The 240-nt window shown below is 57.1% G+C and carries 1 protein-coding gene; it reads left to right on the top strand.

Features of this window, described 5'->3' with window-relative positions; translation table 11 throughout:
* Positions 1 to 240 (top strand): immunoglobulin-like domain-containing protein (locus tag BFQ04_RS29710; RefSeq protein ID WP_175413301.1); only part of this gene is annotated, 240 nt, incomplete at both ends.

Here is a 240-nt window from a genome sequence, read left to right on the forward strand (position 1 = left end):
TCGGTGTAAACCAATCAAGCGCCAGCGTTTCGGTTGTTGCGCCGGATGACGTCTACAAAGGCGATCAGACCGTCACCACTGCTATCAAGACTGTTACTGGTGGCGAGCACTTCGAAAACCTGGTGCCAGGCACCGCGCCTGTTAATACCACCGTGACTGATACTCCGGGCACCGACAACACCACCACCGTTACCCTGACAGCTCCGGCACAGGCGAACGAAGGTGGCCAGATCACGTACA

Source organism: Pseudomonas sp. 37 R 15 (assembly GCF_900004865.1).
Lineage (GTDB): Bacteria > Pseudomonadota > Gammaproteobacteria > Pseudomonadales > Pseudomonadaceae > Aquipseudomonas > Aquipseudomonas fluorescens_AM.